Raw genomic sequence first — 15,868 nt, forward strand, 5'->3', positions numbered from 1 at the left:
CAATATATATAATGAAACTGTCACAAGAAAATCATTTTTTCGCCCTGAACGAATATACTGATTTGATAAAGGGGATGAGATCTAATGAAAAAGACATTGTTATTGCAATTGTCTATATCCTTTTTAGTCATTGCGACCCTTTATTCGTTCTCGATGCCCCAGATGCCGGCGAATGATCATGTACAAAAAGTTGCAGTTTTAGGTGATGGGCTTCATGAGCTGTCAATCGGCAAACATGGTGAGGAAAAGGCTAAATCATTATCGAATTCACTCTTGTTTCGAACTGAATTGATACTTATCTTCATCTTAGCTGCCGGCAGTCAAATTTATATTTTCAACCGGCATCAAGAACTTCTGAAGGCATTTATGCTCGCCGTTTTCTATCACTCTTCTTATTTCGATAAAGCGCATGTTTTAAAACGATAACCATATGAAAACAGGAGGTTTTTTAACATGTTATTTATTATAAGAATGGTGATTATCGGACTTTTCTCATTGACAGCTTTAAATTTGTTTGTATATCAAGGAATTGAATTTGTGCACGCAATTACCGATCTATTTAATCGCCAGAACAACTGATTATCATATTTACCCAAAAAGTTTAGCAGTTTAATTGGCATGAGCCCGATATTGTACCGGACTCATGCCTTTTGTCATTGTCATAAAATCTATTACTCTTTTCACGGGATGTCCAAAGCACGCACACACTGTAATGCCCCATTTAAACCACGTTGTGAATACAGCGTTGTATCGACTCGCTTAAAAATGATGTCATCGCCTTTTCTATTCCTCCCTTCTCTCTAAATACCATGGCAACCTTGTTCTGCCGAGCAAATGTACCATACACAAAACAGCATCCATTGTATAGACCGTAGAAAATTGATCATTTGGCATGTGGGTTAGGATTGGCACTTGAGTGATGATTTTCCTACTTACACACACATGCCGTTGGATAAAGTGATACTTAACAAGTATTGCTTGTACTCTTGTGATCATACAATCTTCCATTCAGCAGTATTGGCTATAAATGATACATTTTGTAAGGTTATTTGATTACCCTGCCAAAACAATTTGTTTTTCTCGGCTGTTGGTTGACATTAGAGTAAGCATGAATAAACTGCCCTCAAACCCCGTCCTACTTAATACTTCTACAGATTCTTCACAGCATAGCCGTTACTAGCATAACAAGTTACAGCTTCTAAATCTGCACAATCGACAACTTTTTACCGTTGTGTTTCCTCGTCTTTTGATTGTATCGAGCGCTCGGTTAAACTCTTTCAAAAAATCACAATATTTAAATATTACAACTTTTTTACAAACGTCGTGACTTTAATTCAAATCATCAAATAAAAGGTATAATATTGATGTACCAAATAAATACCAATTTCATATAGAAAGAAGATGTTCCTATGAGTAAAGTATCTGGAAAAGTAGCATTTGTTACTGGCGGTGGACAAGGAATTGGTGAAGCAATCTGTAAACGCTTAGCAGAAGATGGATTTGCTGTTGCAGTTGCTGATTATAATGAAGAAACTGCAACAAAAGTTGCTGAGGAAATTAACCATTGTGATGGTAAAGCAATTGCGGTAAAAGTAAATGTTGCTGATCGTGATGATGTTTTTAAAGCTGTCGATGAAACTGTAAAAAGTCTTGGTGGACTTGATGTGGTTATAAATAATGCAGGTCTTGGACCAACCACTCCGATTGAAAGCATTACATATGAAGAATATCGAAAAGTTTATGATGTTAATGTCGGCGGTACTTATTGGGGAATACAAGCAGCTGTAAAAGCCTTCAAAGAACTTGGACACGGCGGGAAAATCATTAATGCTTCTTCTCAAGCCGGTCAAGTCGGTAATCCAGGCTTAGCAGTTTACGGTGGAACAAAGTTCGCTGTTCGTGGTATAACCCAAACTGCAGCAAAAGATCTAGCTGAATTAGATATTACTGTCAACGCCTTTTGTCCGGGTATCGTAAAAACACCTATGATGATGGGTATTGCAAAGCAAACCGCTGATGAAGCAGGCAAGCCATTTGAATGGGGAATGGAGCAATTTTCTAAAAATATTACTTTAAAACGTTTATCTGAGCCAGAAGATGTAGCAGCATGCGTTTCCTACCTTGCAGGGCCAGATTCAGATTATATGACTGGTCAAGCTCTTATCATCGATGGTGGAATGGTATTTAATTAATTTTAAATTCATGATTCTAGAAGATCACAGAGAAGGAATATTTAAAAATTTCACTAACCTCTTCTAGATTTACTTAAAAATGAAATGGGTTGTCTCAAAAGAAGAATTTGAGACAACCCATTTCTTTTCTCTATGGCATATATTTTTTTATCCAGACTTCTAAATGGTGTCTAACAATTGGGATGCAGTATGATTACACTTCCAATAGGCAGGTGTTTTTTATTCCTGTTTATGTTTTTTAATCCATACATCCGTTACTTCTCCTGTCTCATCCTCATCTAGGATAAATGATCCGTTGCTGTACCGGTCATGCAGTTTGACTTCCTTGACCGTCAGCTCCTCTGTAACGTCTTTTTCAGTTTGAATCATGATCTGGTCATGATATGAGCAGGCAAGCAACCCGACGATGCGGTGAGGTTTTTTCTTGAGCTCCCTAAGCATCAGAACACCGCGTTTGGCCCTTGATGTTTTTTCAAATTCAGTAAGGTTCATTCGTTTAACAGCCCCTCGTTGTGTTACAAGAACAAGTGTATCTGATCCGATTAGGATTTGACCTGAGACAACAGAATCCCCTTCCTTTAAGTTCACACCTTTGACACCGGCGGCCCTTGCACCGACAACACTAATTTCCTCTTCAGAAAACCATAAGCCGTAACCTAAATGTGTTGCAATAAATACATCTTTTGCTCCATCTGTAACATGAACGTCGACCACTTCATCATCGCCTTTTAAATTAAGCGCGACTAATGCCTTTGAATAACGTTGTGCTTTGTATTGCATAAGTTGGGTTTTTTTCGTCATACCATTTTTTGTGATAAACAAGAGGTATTCAGATTCAGTGAATTCCTTGACAGGGATTGCTTTAACGATTGATTCATCACTGTCAATTGTAATGATATTTGTAATATGCTGACCTAAATCTTTCCATCTAATATCTGGGAGCTGATGAACTGGACAATACACATAACTCCCTTTATTCGTAAACAAGAGGAGCACATCTGTTGTGTTCATTTCAAATTGACAGAGGAGACGATCCGTATCTTTCATTCCGAAGTCTTGCCCGTTTGAGGCAGCGAAAGATCGATGGCTTGTTCGTTTAATGTATCCATCTTTTGTAACGGTCACATAAACATCTTCTGATGCCACCATCACTTCTAGATTGATTTTAATTTCTTCAATTTGTTCTTCAATGACAGACCGTCTCTCACCTGCATAAGTTTTTTTGACCTTTTTCAAATTATCCTTGATGACCTTCAGTAATTTCTTATCATTTGAAAGAATATCTTCAAGGTCTTTTATTTTTTGAGCAAGATCTTTTGCTTCTTGTTGTAGTGCCGTAATATCTGTATTTGTTAATCTGTAAAGTTGAAGAGAAACGATCGCTTCTGCCTGCAGCTCTGTAAAAGCAAACTTTTCAATCAAGTTATTCTTGGCATCCCGCTTATCATCTGAAGAGCGAATCGTTGAAATCACTTCATCAAGGATAGACAGTGCTTTTATTAAACCTTCGACAATATGATGACGTTCTTTTGCTTTTTTCAACTCATACTGGGAACGATTGGTGATGACTTCTTTTTGATGCCCAATATATGCATCTAATATTGAAGTAAGGCTCATGAGCGTCGGTCTTCTATTATGAATAGCAACCATATTAAAGTTATATGGAATTTGCAAATCGCTATTTTTATATAGATAATTTAAGATCCCCTGTGCATTCGCATCTTTTTTGAGTTCAACCACAATTCTCAGGCCTAAACGATCAGTTTCATCACGTACTTCAGAAATCCCTTCAACCTTCCGTTCAATCCTGAATTCATCCATTTTTTTGACTAAATTCGCTTTATTTACTTCAAAAGGAATTTCTGTAATCACAATCTGTTCGCGGCCGCCTCTGATCGTTTCAGTTTTAGCTTTTCCCCTGATAATGACTTTTCCTTTTCCAGTTTCATAGGCTTTTTTGATCCCATCTTTTCCCTGAATAATCCCGCCTGTTGGAAAGTCTGGCCCTTTAATAAGCTTCATTAAATCATCAACACTGCAAGTTGGCACATCGATCCTCTTAATGACAGCGTCAATCACCTCACCAAGGTGATGCGGTGGTATATCTGTTGCATAACCAGCAGAAATTCCCGTTGAGCCATTCACAAGAAGATTCGGGAACATTGCCGGAAGGACAACCGGTTCTTTACTCGTGTCATCAAAATTCGGGACAAATTCAACCGTCTCCTTATCAATATCACGCAAAAGCTCGGATGCGATCGGTGCAAGTCTTGCTTCCGTGTAACGCATCGCAGCTGGTGGATCTCCGTCAATACTCCCGTTGTTCCCATGCATTTCAATCAAAAGATTGCGGACCTTCCAATCTTGACTCATTCTGACCATCGCTTCATAAACAGAACTATCACCGTGAGGGTGGTAGTTCCCGATCACATTACCGACTGTTTTGGCGGCTTTACGGAAGTTTTTATCATGTGTGTTTCCTTCCGCATGCATGGCGTATAAAATTCTTCTCTGTACTGGCTTAAGTCCGTCCCGGGCATCTGGTAACGCCCGGTCCTGAATAATGTATTTGCTGTATCGGCCAAAACGGTCGCCGATCACATCTTCTAATGGTAAATCATGAAATATCTCAGGCTGCGCCATTTATTAACCCTCCTCAGCGACCGACAAATTTTCGTTTTCTAAAATGTTACTTTCTTCATCATCAAGTCCAAAAGCGACATTTTTTTCAATCCATTTTCTTCTCGGTTCCACTTTATCTCCCATTAATGTTGTCACACGTCGTTCCGCTCGGGCTGCATCATCAATTTTCACCCTGACAAGCGTTCTTGATTCCGGATTCATTGTCGTCTCCCAAAGCTGGTCTGCGTTCATTTCTCCAAGACCTTTGTAACGCTGAATGGTGTAACCTTTTCCCACTTTTTTTAAGCAACCATCCAGTTCTTCATCAGACCATGCATATTCAATCACTTCTTTTTTTCCTGAGCCTTTGCTCACTTTATAAAGCGGTGGAAGGGCAATAAACACTTTCCCATGTTCAATCAGTGGTTTCATATAGCGGTAAAAGAACGTTAGTAGCAACACTTGGATGTGAGCACCATCTGTATCAGCATCAGTCATAATGATCACTTTATCATAATTGATGTCCTCAATATCGAAATCAACACCGACACCTCCACCAATTGCATGAATGATCGTATTAATCTCTTCATTTTTAAAGATGTCGGCAAGTTTTGCTTTTTCTGTGTTGATCACTTTTCCGCGAAGCGGCAGAACCGCCTGGAATTTACGATCTCTTCCTTGCTTGGCAGAACCTCCAGCAGAATCACCTTCAACAAGATATAACTCATTTTTAGCAGGGTTTCTTGATTGTGCAGGTGTAAGCTTTCCGCTTAATGTTGCTTCAGATTTCTTTCTCTTTTTCCCGCTTCTTGCCTCTTCCCTTGCCTTTCGAGCAGCTTCTCTTGCTTGAGAAGCTTTGATTGCTTTTTTCACAAGCAGTGTTGCCGTTTCTCTGTTTTCTTCTAAGAAATAAGCAAGCTGTTCAGAGATGACAGCATCAACAGCTGACCTTGCTTCATTTGTTCCAAGCTTTCCTTTTGTCTGACCTTCAAACTGTAAGAGCTCTTCTGGGATACGTACAGATACAATCGCTGACAAGCCTTCCCGGATATCAGTACCCTCTAAGTTTTTGTCCTTTTCTTTTATCAGTGCTACTTTTCTCGCATATTCATTAAAAGCTCTTGTCATGGCTGTCTTTGCACCGGATTCATGAGTTCCACCATCTTTAGTTCTAACATTGTTGACAAAAGAAAGTATATTCTCGGAGTACCCGTCATTGAACTGAAAAGCAAAATCAACTTCAATATCGTTATGAACGCCTTCAAACGAGACGATTTCAGAAAGAGCGTCCTTTTCCTCATTCAAATAAGCAACAAAGGCCTCAATTCCATTTTCATAACAGAACGTTTCTTTCACTTGATGACGTTCATCAATCAAATCGATTTTTAGACCTTTTAACAAAAAGGCAGATTCCCTCAACCTCTCTGAAAGCGTTTCAAAGTTATAGACAATCGTGCTAAACATCTTTTGATCAGGCTTAAAATGTATGAGAGTTCCAGTTTTTTTAGTTGTTCCGGTCTTATCAAGAGATGTTACCGGTTTGCCGCCATTTTCAAAGCGTTGTTTGTAGATATTTCCGTCCCGTTCGATCGTGACCGTCAGCCATTCTGATAAGGCGTTGACGACAGAGGCTCCAACACCGTGCAGTCCTCCACTCGTTTTATAACCTCCTTGACCAAATTTTCCACCAGCATGAAGTACAGTCAAAATGATTTCGGGAGTCGGTTTGCCAAGCTTATGCATTCCTGTAGGCATTCCCCGCCCTCTATCTTGTACAGATATACTGTTATCCTTATGTATTTTTACTATAATGTGATCCCCGTGTCCCGCAAGAACCTCATCAACTGAATTATCAACAATTTCATATACGAGATGGTGAAGACCGCGGCTGTCTGTTGAACCAATATACATACCTGGGCGTTTTCTGACAGCTTCAAGCCCTTCTAACACCTGGATAGAATCATCATTATAGTCAACCTGCTGTTTTTTAACCAAAAGCATAAACCCCTTTCAAAAATCAAACATTGCTATCAAGAATAAACACACTCTGAATTTTAATTCAAAGTGATCTCCGGTTTTCCTTCTAAGCTTGTAAAAGTTCCAACCGTTTTTTTACAGAATCAATTAAAAAACTGTCCAAAACTTATTGTATCTGTTTTATAATAAATCGCAATCAATTATCAAATAAAAAGGACAAAAAACCTTGAAAAAACAAGGATTTTTGTCTTTTTTAAGACGATTTGGTCAACGCATGAGCTACTTTAATACATAAATCCATAATCACTGTACAGCCTTTTTTATCAAGAATCTGAAAGGCTTCTTCACTGACTAGCCCCTGCTGTGCCCAAAACACATCAGCATCTATCTCTAAAAATTCTTCTGCAACGTCAACGAGATGTTCTGATCTTCTAAAGACATTAACAATATCGACATGACCCTCAATATCCTTTAGTGAAGCTACTGCTTTAACACCAAGAACTTCATCAATTTTGGGGTTGACCGGAATGATTTCATATCCAGCATTCTGCATAGCTTTGGAAACCATGTATGAAGTCCTTTGTGGATTGTCGGATAATCCAACTACCGCAATTCGTTTACTATTTTTAAGAATTTTTTTGATGTCTTGATTTGTTGGGTTTTGCATGACATTCCCCCCTTTTAACTTAGTTTACAGAAATCGAACATGATATTCAAAATTAATATATAATTGGCGTACAACATCCTGTATGATAGAATACGGTATATTTAAAGAAAACTCGTTAAAAGCACACCCCTCGTGTTAAAATAGAATAAGGGATCATTGAAAAAGGAGAAATGAAATGTTAATTGCTTTATTATTTGTTTTAGCTTATTTAATCGGTAGCATCCCTTCTGGCTTAATCGTCGGTAAGGCTGCTAAAGGCATCGATATCAGAGAGCATGGGAGCGGGAACCTCGGAGCAACTAATGCCTTCCGAACACTTGGAATTAAAGCAGGGTCCATTGTGGTAGTAGGAGACATTTTAAAAGGAACCCTGGCTGCATTTCTGCCTGCTATCATGCACATTGATGTACACCCTTTATTTGCAGGTGTAGCCGCAGTAGTTGGACATATGTTCCCTATTTTCGCAAAGTTTAAAGGTGGAAAAGCGGTTGCTACCTCTGGAGGTGTGTTATTATGCTATCAGCCATTACTATTTCTCACCATGCTCATAGCGTTTTTCCTGTTTCTATACATTACAAAGTATGTATCGCTTTCCTCAATTTTAACCGGACTGTATACTACAGTTTATAGTCTATTTACAAAAGATATCTTTTTAGTGGCAGTCGTCGCGATACTTACAGTATTTGTTATCTACAGACATAGAACAAATATTAAAAGAATCATCAATAAAACAGAACCTAAAATAAAATGGATGTCAAGTAACAAACATTAAAAAGGGAGTGCTTTTTAAATGAATTTGAACATGAGTAAAGAAGCGCTTCAATGGTATAAGAAAGAGCTAGAACTGGAACAAGGGGATCACATTCGCTTCTTTGTCCGTTATGGAGGCTGTAGCAGTGTTCAAAAGGGGTTTTCTTTAGGCATTTCAAAAGACGAGCCTCAGCGAATTGGAGCAAGTTTAGAAGTAGACGGAATCACGTTTTTTGTTGAAGAAAGTGATATTTGATATTTGGTATTTTGATGGGCATGACTTGCTTGTAACATATCATGAATCAGCTGAAGAACCAGTGTTTGAATATCAATGATAAAAAGGTAAGAAGGACTGTCTAAAAAGTCCTTTATCAGGGGAATTTGCAGGCAGAAAGCAAGCAAATTCCCCGATCTTCATTCATCCGCAAGACTTTCAGGACACCCCTATTTCTTTATCGCTTCTTCATAAGCTTTATGCCACTCTGGATATAACTTACGGAATTGAAGCGGCTTAAAGCTGTCCCGATCAACACATATATGAGAGGTCTTTCCTTTTACAGCAATTTCCCCGTTAGAATTGAGAATTTCATAACCATAGACAGTCTTAAAACCGTTGTAATCCTCAATCCATGTATGTACAACTGCTTTTTCCCCATAGCGAAGTGGTTTCACATAACGAATGTTAACATCAACAACAGGTGATAGTATACCATCTTTCTCCATATCGGCATATGAGAAACCAAGCTCTTGTATGAGAGCCGTCCGGCCTACCTCCATCCAAATCAAATAATTTGCATGATAAACAACACCCATTTGGTCTGTTTCAGCATAGCGAACTTCAATTTCTTTTTTTATGACGTACAAATTTTCTCTACTCCCTTGAAATAAAATGTATACTTATTTTAACATAAACATGCTTGACTAATCACAAAAAAACCAGGTTGCCCTGGTTTATTGATCATATCTATTTTTTTGTTGCGCTTCTGCTTCATCATGAATTTCATTGCGCATCGCCTCAATGCTTTCATTTCGCCGTTCATTTTTCGCTCTGATCCGCTGCTTGTCTTCATCATTGGCAAATGATAGTTGTTCTTCTGACTCTTCGAGATTTTCAATCGTATTCTGTACCATGTTTTGAAGTTTTTCGACATTATCAGATCTGTCATCCGGATTGTGTTTATGCCTTTCCACTTTCATCATTCCTCCATTTTTTAAAAATATCTATTCGCCTTTTGTTTGCATAATGATCGGTGTCTCACCTGTTTTGTCGTGCATTTTCTTTCCGTTATTTGCCCGATATTTAACAGGCTTTGTCCCAAGATGGTTAGGGGTAAATTTAGACTGTTTATCATGTTCTCTCGGCATTGTTTATCCCTCCTTTTAAGAGATTAGGTTTCCCAAAAAGAGGTGGAAACATCAGCTATTTTAACTTAAATTTCTGTTCCAGCTTTTCCTCAAGTTGATCAAGAAACTCCTGATTAGTTAATAGCTCTTTTTTATTTGCCATCACAAGCTCTTCAAAAGTCCGTCTTTTCGAGTTTTTCAATTGAATCACCTCCAACTATATTTTTATTTTCGCCAATTTTTCGACAATATAAGCAAAAAGCCTGAATTTTTCTATTTCAGATCAACTAAAAAGACCTATAAAAAAGAGAAAGCCATTTAGGCTTTCTCTCCTTCTTTTATTTCATTTTTTGACGAAGAACCATTTGCAATATGCCACCATGGCGATAATAGTCAATTTCAACCTCACTGTCAAAGCGAACAACAGCTTCAAAGGTTTTCACTGAACCATCTTCAGCAGTTGCTTTCACTGTGACAAGATCACGTGGACGAACCGTTTCATTTACATCCACTTCAATCGTTTCTTTTCCTGTCAGTCCGAGGGTTTCAGCATTTTCTCCTGATTTAAATTGTAGCGGAAGAACACCCATTAAAACAAGGTTGCTTCGATGGATTCTTTCAAAGCTCTCGGCAAGAACAGTTTTAATACCGAGCAAATTTGTACCTTTTGCAGCCCAGTCTCGAGAAGAGCCCATTCCATAATCTTTTCCTGCAATCACGATCAAACCTGTACCATTCGTTTTATACCTCATGCAAGCATCATAAATTGACATCACTTCGCCTGTTGGCCAATGAGTTGTATAACCGCCCTCTGTCCCTGGAGCGATCTGGTTTTTGATACGGATATTAGCGAATGTTCCTCTCATCATCACTTCATGGTTACCACGTCTTGAACCATATGAGTTGAAATCTCTTGGAGAAACACCTTGTTCTTGCAAATATTTTCCTGCTGGTGTATCTTTGCCGATTGCACCTGCTGGGGAAATATGATCTGTTGTGACAGAGTCTCCAAACTTCCCGACTACACGCAATCCTTTTAGAGGCTCCACTGTCCCCGGCTCAACTGACATATCTTCAAAAAATGGTGGGTTTTGAATATAAGTTGACTGTTCATCCCACTTATAAAGAGCTTCATCTGTTGTTTCGATTGCATTCCAGCGTTCATTATCATCAAAAACGCGCTCATACTCTTTTCTAAACAATTCAGGAGTAACAGTTTGTTTGACAACTGAATTAATTTCATCCATTGTCGGCCAAATATCGTTAAAATAGACGTTCTGTCCGTCTTTGCTGATTCCAATTGGTTCATGTTTCAAATCAATATCAACAGTACCTGCAAGTGCATAAGCAACAACAAGTGGTGGTGAAGCCAAATAATTTCCTTTGACAAGCGGGTGAATCCGCCCTTCAAAATTTCGATTTCCTGATAGAACAGACGTAATTAAGAGATCGTTGTCTGCCACCGCTTCTTCAATCTCTGAAGCTAATGGACCTGAGTTACCGATACAGGTTGTGCAACCATATCCAACAATATTAAAGCCAAGGTCACGCAAATATGGAAGTAAGCCTGAATGTTCTAGATAACCAGTTACAACTTTAGAACCCGGTGCCAATGAAGTCTTCACATAGTTCGGAACAGTCAGCCCCAATTCAACCGCTTTTTTGGCGACAAGACCAGCTCCAATTAACACATAAGGATTTGAAGTGTTCGTACAGCTAGTAATGGCTGCAATCGCAATTGCACCTGTCTTCATCACAGCTTTTTCACCATTCTCAAGTGTAAACTCGATATTTTTATCCGCTTCATTTGCCTCTAAACCAAATCCTTGATTTCCCGCAGGGCTTGTTAAGTGCTGATAAAACGTTTCTTTCATAGCTGATAGCGGAATTAAATCCTGTGGACGCTTTGGACCTGATAAATTAGCTTCGATACCTGATAAATCAATTTCAACGATATCTGTAAACACTGGGTCTTTTTGATCAGGTGTATAGAAGAGTCCATTTTGACGACAATACTCTTCAACAACCGCAATATGCTTATCATCACGCCCAGTTAGCCTCATGTATGCCAATGCCTCTTCATCAACAGGGAAGAATCCGCAAGTCGCTCCGTATTCTGGTGCCATATTTGCAATAGTCGCCCGATCAGCAAGTGGTAGTTCAGCAACACCTGGCCCAAAGAACTCGACAAACTTTCCGACAACACCTTTTTCACGAAGCACTTGTGTGACTTTTAAAGCTAAGTCCGTAGCTGTCGTTCCGTTAGGCAACTTACCGATCAGTTTTGCACCGATCACTTCAGGTACAGGGAAATAGGAAGGCTGTCCCAGCATACCTGCTTCTGCTTCAATACCCCCGACACCCCATCCAAGAACACCTATTCCATTGATCATTGTTGTATGAGAGTCAGTTCCGACTAGTGTATCAGGGTATGTGACTGTTTCTCCATCTTCTTCAACAGCATGAACAACACTCGCTAAATATTCAAGGTTCACTTGGTGAACAATTCCGGTTGCAGGCGGAACGGCTTGATAATTATTAAACGCTTTTTTCGCCCAACTTAAGAATTGATAACGCTCTCTGTTTCTCTCAAATTCGAGATCCATGTTCACGGCCAATGCATCTTCAGTTCCAGCCTTATCAACCTGTACGGAATGATCAATGACAAGGTCGACCGGAATTTCAGGATTGATTTTATCAGGGTCTCCACCAACTGAAGCCATCGCTTTTCTTAATGAAGCAAGATCAACAACGGCAGGAACCCCAGTAAAATCCTGCAAAATCACTCGTGAAGGTTTAAAAGGAACATCAATATCTTTTAATTCAGCAGTGCCCCATCTTGCTAAATTTTCAACATGTTCCTTTGTGATCACTCTTCCGTCAACTTGACGAAGAACAGATTCCAGCAGAACCTTAATAGAATAAGGAAGTTTTGACACTTTCCCAATACCTTGATCCTCTAATGCTTTCAAAGAATAATAACTGTACGTTTTACCATGTACTGTGAACGTTTTTCTAGATTGAAAAGCGTCGTTTTTTGTGATTTGCTGCTGTTTCGCCATTCTCCAAAATCCCCCTTTAAAGATCAAGCTCATATACCAGAAAAATCGGCATATTTCACTACACTTTTCTCACAATTCAATCTTAAATCAATTTTAAACATAAGTAAATATCAATGTTTTTATTAAATTCTATAAGAATGACTTATGTATGTAAAAAGTGATTTTACTGGAAATACATTTTTTTATACGACAGTTTATGCTGGGATATACTACGACTTGAGGTGATCACATTGGCAAAACGAAAAGCAAATCATGTCATAAACGGAATGAATAATGCCAAACGACAAGGGAATGGAGCTGGATATATTGAAAATGATCAGCACATCCTAACAGAAGCCGAACGTCAAAACAATAAAACACGAAAAACCAATCAATAATTGAATGATCAGGAGGTCTAAAACAATGACGAACAAAAATGATGGTAAAGATATACGTAAAAACGCACCAAAAGGAGATCAACCGGGTCAACCTGAGCCGCTGAGCGGAAGCAAAAAAGTGAAAAATCGAAACCATACAAGACAAAAGAAAAATGCCCACCATGATTTATAATTTTTTCATGATCCCAGCTGGTCGTCATCATTTCACAAGTAAATAAGAGCCCGCATAACTTATCAAAAGCATAAGTATGGAGGTATGCCTCGATGAAAAATGCTGACCAGTTTGATGCTCCTGAATTTGATGATGAATGGATAAAACAGTTTGTTGATGATCCTTTCATCCTCTATGATGAAACAATTCCAATTGATTTGTACGAAACAAGTACAGCATATATACTTGAAGCAGATTTAACCAAAATAGATGGACAACAGCTTTCCATGACCTTTTTAGACCATGATTTTATTCTGGCTGTTAAAACGTCAGAACAGTTATATAAAAAAACGCTACTGCTTCCTTTTTTTCTAAATGATAAGCAAATTGAAACCGAATATCAAAATCAAATACTTGCCATTAAAATCAGTAAAGAAACAAATAATGAAGCAAATTATGAAGAACCTTCTTTTTCTTTCAATATTCTTTTGTAAAGAGAAAACCTTGTTTGAGTTGAAATACTCAAACAAGGTTTTTTTCCGTTCACCCGTCAAATATCCTCTAGCAACTCTCCCATGGCCTTGGAAAAAGAGTAGCTATTCAATAGAATATGCTTGGGGATATAATTATGAACAGGCTTTTTCACCAATTTATACTTTTTTTTCTATGTTCTTCTAAAACACGTTCATGTAAAATAATATATAGACAAAGGAGGATGAGAGATGCTAGAAGGATGGGTTTTATGGCTGATGCTGTTGTGGATTGTCATGATGGTCGTCTTCTTATCAATCGGTGGATTTTTTATGTTTCGCAAATTTTTGAAACGCCTTCCTAAAGAGGATGGATGGTCAGAACTTGACTGGCAGAATTACTATATTCACCAAACAAGACATTTGTGGAAAGAAGAGGATAAAAAACTACTAAATGAACTTGTAACACCCGTTCCTGAGTTGTTTCGTGATACCGCCAAAGCAAAAATTGCTGGAAAAATTGGTGAGCTTGCTTTAAAAGAGGAGAGTCATTCTATTAATGAAGATCTAATCATCAGAGGCTATATTATGGCTACACCAAAAAAAGATCACCGCTTCTTAATGAAACACTTAAAAGAAAAAGATATTGATTACACTCCCTATCAAACGCTCTTTAAATAATAAAACCTTTCCATATCTAAAGGAAAGGTTTTATGTTAATTGATTCTGTATATTGTTCGATGCTTCAAGCTGACTTGATAGCTTTTTAAAAGATAAATACATAGCAATTCGCCAAGGAACAATCATTCCAAAAGCGAGAATCCAAAACATTCCACTCAAAGCACCATAATCAATTGATGCACTTAAAATACTTTTCAATCCGATCCGAATGACGAGCAAAGCAATTAAAATAAACACAAAAGCTTTTGAGCGCTTCATGTAAATTTTATCTTCCCTAATTTCAAATTTTGATGTTTTAATCAGGAAAATTGAAAAAATCATTCCAACAGAGATCGCCTCAAAAAATTCTGCCAAGGTCACATGAAACATTGGAGATAGAAACATAAGAGCTCCTGTGCTCATAAAGATCGGAGGCAGTATAATTTTTTTCGCTGTGGTCGGTTTATCAGACGACTTTATTCTGATTGCCATGACAATGACAGCCATCAACACCGCAAATATTGATGAAACCACAACCATCATACATATCACCCCTATGTTTTAGAAAATTTCTCTAATTGTTACTATACGCCATCACGGATAAAAAAACCAATTATGCATTTCCCAAAACAAGACGGATCGCTTCAATCACTTTTTCCTCTTCAAAGGGCTTGACAATAAAGTCCTTCGCTCCCGCCTCAATCGCCTCTACGACAATTCGTTGTTGGCGCATTGCCGTACACATGATCACTTTTACTTTCGGTTCAATTTGAATCATGTCTTTTAAAGCTTCAATACCGTTTTTCACAGGCATCGTAATATCCATAATGACTAAGTCAGGTTTCAGCTCTTGATATAGCAAAACGGCTTCTTCACCATTTCCGGCTTCCCCTACGATTTGAAAATTTTGTGATTCAAGTATCTCTCTCATTTTATCTCTCAAAAATCTGGCATCATCAACAATTAAAACCCTTGTCATGCTCCCCTCCAAAACAACTGTCAATTTTTACAGTGAATAAACTCTATTGTAACAAAAAATGCAACAAAACGAAAAGGTATTTGCCACATTCAAATTCGTGAAAGAAAACAAAAAAAACGAACGATATCCTGAAAGATGAGATCTGTATGTAGCATCAGTTTTTTTGCTCCAACCTTTCAGGATCATTTACTGACAACGGTGACTTCGTTTTACAGAATTAGTCTGCTATGACATATATATTTCAATTTCCTAACATATCACCAAAAAAGATTTTCTTCCTTCGAATTCCTTTATATAATCTATTTTAACAACCTTTACTATTCACTTGTGGAATTGAAAAGAAAACCAGATATGGATATAATAGCACTAACTAGTAAGCATCATTAAAAGTTGATTTTTACAGAAGAAAGGATAAATTCCTGTGACGAAAGAAAACCTGCTTCATGAAATTGAAGAAAAAAGAAAAGAACTGGTGAACATTATCATGACAAATGGCATGACTTCTCATATCACCATTCAACATAGCCAGCAGCTAGATACTCTTCTTTTAGAATACCAAAAACTATCCCTCAGTAGCACGCAATCATCATAAATCAAAATAAAAAACCCAGAAAGCG

The 15,868-nt window shown here is 38.0% G+C and carries 19 protein-coding genes and 1 pseudogene; 10 read left to right on the plus strand and 10 right to left on the minus strand.

Going from position 1 to position 15,868, the window contains the following annotated elements; genetic code table 11:
- The first annotated feature begins 84 nt into the window (after window positions 1-84).
- From PDT38_RS02360 to PDT38_RS02370, 3 genes are all read left to right on the plus strand, one after another.
- Window positions 85-426, plus strand: coding sequence for a hypothetical protein (locus PDT38_RS02360; RefSeq protein ID WP_270798798.1), 342 nt, complete (start codon window positions 85-87; stop codon window positions 424-426).
- Window positions 427-453: 27 nt separating this feature from the next.
- Window positions 454-579, plus strand: coding sequence for a hypothetical protein (locus tag PDT38_RS02365; RefSeq protein ID WP_270798801.1), 126 nt, complete (start codon window positions 454-456; stop codon window positions 577-579).
- Window positions 580-1,409: 830 nt separating this feature from the next.
- A complete protein-coding gene (locus PDT38_RS02370; RefSeq protein WP_270798803.1) occupies window positions 1,410-2,192 on the plus strand; it encodes a (S)-acetoin forming diacetyl reductase in 783 nt (260 codons plus the stop codon).
- 219 nt (window positions 2,193-2,411) lie between these two features.
- On the opposite strand, the gene parC is transcribed toward PDT38_RS02370, so the two are convergent.
- The 3 genes from parC to PDT38_RS02385 all read right to left on the minus strand — a co-directional run bounded on the left by parC (window position 2,412) and on the right by PDT38_RS02385 (window position 7,458).
- Window positions 2,412-4,835, minus strand: coding sequence for a DNA topoisomerase IV subunit A (gene parC / locus PDT38_RS02375; RefSeq protein ID WP_270798804.1), 2,424 nt, complete (start codon window positions 4,833-4,835; stop codon window positions 2,412-2,414).
- A 3-nt stretch (window positions 4,836-4,838) separates the two neighbouring features.
- Window positions 4,839-6,809: a DNA topoisomerase IV subunit B gene (parE, locus tag PDT38_RS02380; RefSeq protein ID WP_270798806.1), complete on the minus strand. Its 1,971-nt coding sequence runs from the start codon at window positions 6,807-6,809 to the stop codon at window positions 4,839-4,841.
- Between the two features lie 235 nt (window positions 6,810-7,044).
- Complete coding sequence (locus tag PDT38_RS02385) at window positions 7,045-7,458, minus strand: CoA-binding protein (RefSeq protein ID WP_270798808.1); 414 nt, start codon at window positions 7,456-7,458, stop codon at window positions 7,045-7,047.
- 175 nt (window positions 7,459-7,633) lie between these two features.
- On the opposite strand from PDT38_RS02385, the gene plsY reads away from it, so the two are divergent.
- Together plsY and PDT38_RS02395 are read left to right on the plus strand one after the other, a co-directional pair.
- Window positions 7,634-8,230 carry a glycerol-3-phosphate 1-O-acyltransferase PlsY gene (plsY, locus tag PDT38_RS02390; RefSeq protein WP_270798810.1) on the plus strand — a complete coding sequence of 199 codons (597 nt, stop codon included), beginning with the start codon at window positions 7,634-7,636 and terminating at the stop codon, window positions 8,228-8,230.
- Between the two features lie 18 nt (window positions 8,231-8,248).
- A pseudogene (locus tag PDT38_RS02395) lies at window positions 8,249-8,543 on the plus strand (HesB/YadR/YfhF family protein).
- A 109-nt stretch (window positions 8,544-8,652) separates the two neighbouring features.
- Here PDT38_RS02395 and PDT38_RS02400 read toward each other — a convergent pair.
- From PDT38_RS02400 to acnA, 5 genes are all read right to left on the minus strand, one after another.
- Window positions 8,653-9,072 (minus strand): acyl-CoA thioesterase, encoded by a 420-nt coding sequence (locus PDT38_RS02400; protein ID WP_270798812.1) that lies wholly within the window; start codon window positions 9,070-9,072, stop codon window positions 8,653-8,655.
- An 87-nt stretch (window positions 9,073-9,159) separates the two neighbouring features.
- The gene (gene tlp, locus PDT38_RS02405) at window positions 9,160-9,405 is read right to left on the minus strand and encodes a small acid-soluble spore protein Tlp (protein ID WP_394356234.1); all 246 of its coding nucleotides are present in this window, start codon (window positions 9,403-9,405) and stop codon (window positions 9,160-9,162) included.
- A gap of 24 nt (window positions 9,406-9,429) precedes the next feature.
- Window positions 9,430-9,573 (minus strand): acid-soluble spore protein N, encoded by a 144-nt coding sequence (locus PDT38_RS02410; protein ID WP_270798815.1) that lies wholly within the window; start codon window positions 9,571-9,573, stop codon window positions 9,430-9,432.
- A gap of 55 nt (window positions 9,574-9,628) precedes the next feature.
- Window positions 9,629-9,754 carry an FbpB family small basic protein gene (locus tag PDT38_RS02415; RefSeq protein ID WP_317134941.1) on the minus strand — a complete coding sequence of 42 codons (126 nt, stop codon included), beginning with the start codon at window positions 9,752-9,754 and terminating at the stop codon, window positions 9,629-9,631.
- Between the two features lie 136 nt (window positions 9,755-9,890).
- Window positions 9,891-12,614 carry an aconitate hydratase AcnA gene (acnA, locus tag PDT38_RS02420; RefSeq protein WP_270798818.1) on the minus strand — a complete coding sequence of 908 codons (2,724 nt, stop codon included), beginning with the start codon at window positions 12,612-12,614 and terminating at the stop codon, window positions 9,891-9,893.
- 230 nt (window positions 12,615-12,844) lie between these two features.
- On the opposite strand from acnA, the gene sspO reads away from it, so the two are divergent.
- From sspO to PDT38_RS02440, 4 genes are all read left to right on the plus strand, one after another.
- Window positions 12,845-12,991 carry a small acid-soluble spore protein O gene (sspO, locus tag PDT38_RS02425; protein ID WP_172295467.1) on the plus strand — a complete coding sequence of 49 codons (147 nt, stop codon included), beginning with the start codon at window positions 12,845-12,847 and terminating at the stop codon, window positions 12,989-12,991.
- A gap of 25 nt (window positions 12,992-13,016) precedes the next feature.
- Window positions 13,017-13,163, plus strand: a complete 147-nt coding sequence (locus PDT38_RS02430; protein WP_172295465.1) for a small acid-soluble spore protein P — start codon at window positions 13,017-13,019, stop codon at window positions 13,161-13,163.
- Window positions 13,164-13,255: 92 nt separating this feature from the next.
- Complete coding sequence (locus PDT38_RS02435) at window positions 13,256-13,636, plus strand: Hsp20/alpha crystallin family protein (protein ID WP_270798822.1); 381 nt, start codon at window positions 13,256-13,258, stop codon at window positions 13,634-13,636.
- A 228-nt stretch (window positions 13,637-13,864) separates the two neighbouring features.
- Window positions 13,865-14,293, plus strand: coding sequence for a DUF2621 family protein (locus PDT38_RS02440; RefSeq protein WP_270798824.1), 429 nt, complete (start codon window positions 13,865-13,867; stop codon window positions 14,291-14,293).
- Between the two features lie 30 nt (window positions 14,294-14,323).
- Here the strand turns inward: PDT38_RS02440 and PDT38_RS02445 are convergent, their stop codons facing one another.
- Both PDT38_RS02445 and PDT38_RS02450 read right to left on the minus strand, forming a co-directional pair.
- A complete protein-coding gene (locus PDT38_RS02445) occupies window positions 14,324-14,824 on the minus strand; it encodes a CcdC family protein (protein ID WP_270798826.1) in 501 nt (166 codons plus the stop codon).
- Between the two features lie 61 nt (window positions 14,825-14,885).
- The gene (locus PDT38_RS02450) at window positions 14,886-15,251 is read right to left on the minus strand and encodes a response regulator (protein WP_270798828.1); all 366 of its coding nucleotides are present in this window, start codon (window positions 15,249-15,251) and stop codon (window positions 14,886-14,888) included.
- Window positions 15,252-15,672: 421 nt separating this feature from the next.
- Here PDT38_RS02450 and PDT38_RS02455 point away from each other — a divergent pair, with 421 nt between their 5' ends.
- Window positions 15,673-15,843 carry an aspartyl-phosphate phosphatase Spo0E family protein gene (locus PDT38_RS02455; RefSeq protein WP_270798831.1) on the plus strand — a complete coding sequence of 57 codons (171 nt, stop codon included), beginning with the start codon at window positions 15,673-15,675 and terminating at the stop codon, window positions 15,841-15,843.
- Window positions 15,844-15,868 lie beyond the last annotated feature (25 nt).

This window comes from Bacillus changyiensis, from assembly GCF_027706145.1.
GTDB classification, from domain to species: domain Bacteria; phylum Bacillota; class Bacilli; order Bacillales; family Bacillaceae; genus Bacillus; species Bacillus changyiensis.

Excerpts from the sequence above, each read along its gene's own strand:
- PDT38_RS02440 (WP_270798824.1), top strand. The coding sequence starts at position 13,865 with ATGCTAGAAGGATGGGTTTTATGGCTGATGCTGTTGTGGATTGTCATG.
- acnA (WP_270798818.1), bottom strand. The coding sequence starts at position 12,614 with ATGGCGAAACAGCAGCAAATCACAAAAAACGACGCTTTTCAATCTAGA.
- parC (WP_270798804.1), bottom strand. The coding sequence starts at position 4,835 with ATGGCGCAGCCTGAGATATTTCATGATTTACCATTAGAAGATGTGATC.
- PDT38_RS02360 (WP_270798798.1), top strand. The coding sequence starts at position 85 with ATGAAAAAGACATTGTTATTGCAATTGTCTATATCCTTTTTAGTCATT.
- PDT38_RS02370 (WP_270798803.1), top strand. The coding sequence starts at position 1,410 with ATGAGTAAAGTATCTGGAAAAGTAGCATTTGTTACTGGCGGTGGACAA.
- PDT38_RS02430 (WP_172295465.1), top strand. The coding sequence starts at position 13,017 with ATGACGAACAAAAATGATGGTAAAGATATACGTAAAAACGCACCAAAA.
- PDT38_RS02365 (WP_270798801.1), top strand. The coding sequence starts at position 454 with ATGTTATTTATTATAAGAATGGTGATTATCGGACTTTTCTCATTGACA.
- PDT38_RS02435 (WP_270798822.1), top strand. The coding sequence starts at position 13,256 with ATGAAAAATGCTGACCAGTTTGATGCTCCTGAATTTGATGATGAATGG.
- PDT38_RS02410 (WP_270798815.1), bottom strand. The coding sequence starts at position 9,573 with ATGCCGAGAGAACATGATAAACAGTCTAAATTTACCCCTAACCATCTT.
- plsY (WP_270798810.1), top strand. The coding sequence starts at position 7,634 with ATGTTAATTGCTTTATTATTTGTTTTAGCTTATTTAATCGGTAGCATC.
- PDT38_RS02385 (WP_270798808.1), bottom strand. The coding sequence starts at position 7,458 with ATGCAAAACCCAACAAATCAAGACATCAAAAAAATTCTTAAAAATAGT.
- tlp (WP_394356234.1), bottom strand. The coding sequence starts at position 9,405 with ATGAAAGTGGAAAGGCATAAACACAATCCGGATGACAGATCTGATAAT.
- PDT38_RS02450 (WP_270798828.1), bottom strand. The coding sequence starts at position 15,251 with ATGACAAGGGTTTTAATTGTTGATGATGCCAGATTTTTGAGAGATAAA.